The 4,468-nt window shown below is 70.1% G+C and carries 3 protein-coding genes and 1 pseudogene; all 4 read left to right on the forward strand.

What is annotated here, in order from left to right:
- Positions 1-565 (forward strand): annotated as a pseudogene (locus AB0C29_RS35470) (protein phosphatase); the annotation flags it as partial.
- A gap of 80 nt (positions 566-645) precedes the next feature.
- Positions 646-2,100, forward strand: a complete 1,455-nt coding sequence (locus AB0C29_RS35475; protein ID WP_360546772.1) for an FtsW/RodA/SpoVE family cell cycle protein — start codon at positions 646-648, stop codon at positions 2,098-2,100.
- Complete coding sequence (locus AB0C29_RS35480) at positions 2,097-3,599, forward strand: penicillin-binding protein 2 (protein ID WP_360829832.1); 1,503 nt, start codon at positions 2,097-2,099, stop codon at positions 3,597-3,599. The genes AB0C29_RS35475 and AB0C29_RS35480 overlap by 4 nt, the downstream gene beginning before the upstream one ends.
- 1 nt (position 3,600) lies before the next feature.
- Positions 3,601-4,468, forward strand: an 868-nt coding sequence (locus tag AB0C29_RS35485; RefSeq protein ID WP_360829834.1) for a serine/threonine-protein kinase, incomplete at its 3' end; no start/stop codon positions are given.

Consider the following 4,468-nt stretch of genomic DNA (forward strand, 5'->3'; position numbering starts at 1 on the left):
CCGGGACGAGCCGGAGCCGCAGCCGAAGAGGCACCCGGTCCGCACGAGCCTGTTGCTGCTCGTGCTGCTCGGCATCCTCGGCGGCGGCCTCTATCTGGGCTGGCAGTACACCCAGAAGCAGTATTACGTCGGCGCCACCGAGCAGGGCCAGCTCGCGATCTTCCGCGGCGTGCCCGGCCAGATCGCCGGCCTCGACCTCTCCAGTGTCAACGAGACCAGTCCGGCTCGCCTGGACGACCTCACCTCGGTCGCCCAGGACCGGGTCAAGCAGGGCATCCACGCGGACAATCAGCCTGACGCCCGGCGGATGCTGCAGGAGCTGACCAGTGACGAGCCGTCCAACCCCAACCTGAAGCCGATCTGCGTGGCCGGCAGCGCCGCGCCGACGGTGTCGGAGCCGGTGACCCCGTCCGGCACGCCGTCCGCGGCCGGGAAGACATCGTCTCCCGGCCGGCCCACCTCCTCGTCGGCGCCGGCTCTCGCGCCCACCATCACGCCGGACGCCCTGCCTTCGGAGTCTGCCCCGCCGGTCGTCGACCCGGTCGGGTGCCGGCCCGTCGACTGAGCGTCCGCTCACCGAAGTCTGGGGACTCTTTCTTGACCGCGCCCGCCCTTCCGGCTCCCACACCCGCGACCACGGGTGAGATGCCCCGTGTCCCGGGCACGAAGACCGGGCGCAACGCGGAGCTGGGTCTGCTCGCGCTGGCGATGAGCATCGTGGCCGCGTACGGCGCCATCGTCGAGTCCAACCAGTTCGACAAGATCACGCCGACGTTCTGGGTGCCGGCCGCGTTGCTGAGTGTCCTGTTCGTCGCCCTGCACCTGGTGGTCCGCTTCACCGCGCTGTACGCCGACCCGGTGCTGATCCCCACGGTGGCGCTGATCAACGGCCTCGGTGTCGGCTTCCTGCGCCGGCTCGACCTGGCCCGGTCGATCGCGCAGAAGCAGCCCGAGCCGGGCATCTTCGCCGGGGTCGGTGGCCGTCAGCTCGCCTGGACGCTGGCCGCCCTGGTGCTGGCCGCGGTGCTGCTGATCGTGATCCGCGACCACAAGACGGTCTCCCGGTACGCGTACACGCTGGGCCTGGTCGGCATCGTGCTGGTGATGATCCCGGCGGTGCTGCCGGCCAGCATCTCGGAGATCAACGGGGCCCGGCTGTGGATCCGGATCGGGTCGTTCTCGATCCAGCCCGGTGAGTTCGCCAAGCTGGCCCTGGTCTCCTTCTTCGCGTACTACCTGGTCCGCAAGCGTGAGGTGCTCTCGCTGGCCAGCCGGCGGGTGCTCGGCATCGACTTCCCACGCGGCCGCGACCTCGGTCCGGTCATCACGGTGTGGATGCTCTCCCTGCTCGTGCTCGTCTTCGAGAAGGACCTCGGCACGGCGCTGCTCTACTTCGGCCTGTTCGTGGTCACGCTGTACGTCGCCACCGAACGCGTCAGCTGGCTGATCATCGGCCTGGTGATGTTCTTCGGCGGCGTCTACGTGGCGTACCTGCTCGGCGCGTCGGTCGGCGGCCCGTTCGCCAACTTCTACGACCGCGCCACGGTCTGGCTCGACCCGTTCGCCGCCGAGAACTACAACCGCCTCGGCGGCAGCTACCAGCTCGTGCAGAGCCTGCTCGGCCTGGGCACCGGCGGCCTGTTCGGCACCGGCCCGGGAGCCGGCTCGCCGAGCAAGGTGCCCGAGGTCCGCACCGACTTCATCTTCGCCGGCATGGGCGAGGAGATCGGCCTGTTCGGCCTCTCCGCGCTGCTGATCTGCTACCTGCTGATCGTCGAGCGCGGCCTGCGTGCGGCCCTGGGCGTACGCGACTCGTTCGGCAAGCTGGTCGCCGGTGGTCTGGCGTTCACCCTGGGTTTGCAGGTCTTCGTCATCCTTGGTGGCATCACCGGGTTGATCCCGCTGACCGGTCAGACGACGCCCTTCCTGTCCGCCGGTGGTTCGTCGCTCATGGCGAACTGGCTGCTCATCGCGATGTTGCTGCGGATCTCCGACGCCGGCCGCAGACCCGCGAGCGGTGGCCCGGCGCCCGCGTCCGGTGGACCGAAGCAACCGCCCGCCCAGCTGCACGGCGCCATGACGGAGGTGATCAAGCCGTGAACGCACCCCTGCGCAAGGCCGGCGTGGTCATCCTCGTCCTGTTCGGCCTGCTCTTCGCCAACCTGAACTGGGTTCAGGGTTACAAGGCCGACGCGTACCGCACCAGCGACTACAACGGCCGAGTCCAGGTCGCGGAGTACGAGGTGCCGCGCGGGGTCATCGAGGCGGACGGCCAGGCGCTCGCCCAGAACAAACTGACCGACGACGAGCTGAAGTACCTCCGGCAGTATCCGGAGAAGCAGGTCTACGCCCCGATCGTCGGTTACAAGCCGGTGAACATCGCCGAGGTCGGCATCGAGCGCACCGAGGACGAGTTCCTCTCCGGTGCCAGCGACAAGCTCTTCGCCGACCGGGTCAGCGCCATGTTCACCGGGGACAAGAGCGGCGGCGGCAACGTGGTGCTGTCGATCAAGACCAAGGCCCAGGAAACGGCCTGGAAGCAGCTCACCAACAACCAGGGTGGTGCCAAGAAGGGTTCGGCGGTCGCGATCGACCCGCGCACCGGTGCCATCCAGGCGCTCGCCTCGTTCCCCAGTTTCGACCCCAATCCGCTGGCCAGCCACGATGTCGATGCGGCCGCCGCGGCGTACAAGAAGCTGAACGGGGACAAGGACAAGCCGCTGCTCAACCGCGCGCTGTCCGAGACCTACCCGCCCGGCTCCACCTTCAAGGTGATCATCTCGGCCGCCGCCCTGCAGAACGGCTACGACCAGAGCACCGAGATCCCGGCCGGGCAGAGCTACACCGCGCCCGGCTCCGGCGCTCCGATCCGCAACTCCGAGGACCAGACCTGCCCCGGCGCGCAGGTCACTCTCAAGGAGGCGCTGACCGACAGCTGCAACACCGGCTACGCCCAGCTGGGCGTCAAGCTCGGCGGCGACAAGGTCAAGAAGGCGGCCCGGGACTGGGGCTTCGAGCAGAACGACCTGACGGTCGGCAATCTCAAGGGCTCGGGGCTGCCGGTCGCGGCCAGCCGTACCGGTGAGATCAAGAACCCGGACGGCAGCATCGACCAGGCCGGGCTGGCCCAGTCGTCGATCGGGCAGAAGGATGTCCGGATGACCACCCTGCAGGGCGCGATGATCGCCGCCGCGGTGGCCAACGACGGCCGGCAGATGCGGCCGTACCTGGTCCAGCAGCTGCTCAGCCCCGACCGGCGGCCGATCTACAACGCCGCCCCGGAGACGCTGCGCACACCGGTCAGCGGGGACGTCGCCAAGGACCTGCGCGAGATGATGGTCAGTGTCGTCGAGAACGGCACCGGCCGGCGGGCCAAGATCAGCGGCTTCGAGGTCGGCGGCAAGACCGGTACCGCGCAGAACGCGACCGGCGCCGACAACCACGGCTGGTTCATCGGATTCGCCTTCAACGACAAGGGTGAGGCAGTCTCAGCTGTCTGCGTCATGCTGGAGAACGTGCCTGGCGATCACCCGAGCGCCGAGGCGGCCCGGATCGCCGGGCTCATCATGAAGGCCGCGGCGGGCCGGGGAGGGGACTGACATGATCAGCCCTGGGGTCACCCTCGGCGGCCGGTACCGCTTGGACGAGCGGATCGCCGGCGGTGGCATGGGTGACGTTTGGCGTGGCACCGACGAGGTGCTGGGCCGGACCGTCGCCGTCAAGATCCTGCTTCCGGCCCTGCTGGACGAGCCCGGCTTCGCCGAGCGGTTCCGCGGCGAGGCCCGGACCATGGCCACGATCAACCACCCTGGCGTGGTCGACGTCTACGACTACGGCAGCGACCAGCAGCTCGCGTTCCTGGTCATGGAGTACGTGGAGGGCGACGCCCTGTCGCGCACCCTGAGCCGGGTCGGCCGGCTGACGCCGGCGCGGACCATGGCGCTGGTCGCGCAGGCCGCCGACGCCCTGCAGGCCGCGCACGCGAACGGCATCGTGCACCGCGACGTCAAGCCCGGCAACCTTCTGGTACGCCCGAACGGCACGCTGGTGCTCACCGACTTCGGCATCGCCCGGTCCGCCCTGGTCGGCCAGCTCACCGTGGCCGGCTCGGTGCTCGGCACGGCGTCCTACATCTCCCCGGAGCAGGCCTCGGGCGCGGTCGCCACGGCCGCCTCCGACGTGTACGCCCTCGGTGTGGTCGCCTACCAGTGCCTCTCCGGCCACCGGCCGTTCGACGGCGCCACCCCGATCGAGATCGCCATGAAGCACGTCCGGGACACCCCGCGACCGCTGCCGGCCGACATCCCGCCGGCCGTACGCGCCATCGTGGACCGCGCCCTGGCCAAGGATCCGGGGGCGCGCTGGCCCACCGCCTCGGCGATGGCCGCGGTGGCCCGCCAGGCCGCCTCGTCGCTCACGACCCAGGTGCAGCAGCCGGCCGTGAACGGCTCCGCGCCCGCCGGCCGCC

Origin of the sequence: Actinoplanes sp. NPDC048791, from assembly GCF_040650095.1 — a bacterium.
GTDB lineage: Bacteria > Actinomycetota > Actinomycetes > Mycobacteriales > Micromonosporaceae > Actinoplanes.

Excerpts from the sequence above, each read along its gene's own strand:
- AB0C29_RS35475 (WP_360546772.1), top strand. The coding sequence starts at position 646 with ATGCCCCGTGTCCCGGGCACGAAGACCGGGCGCAACGCGGAGCTGGGT.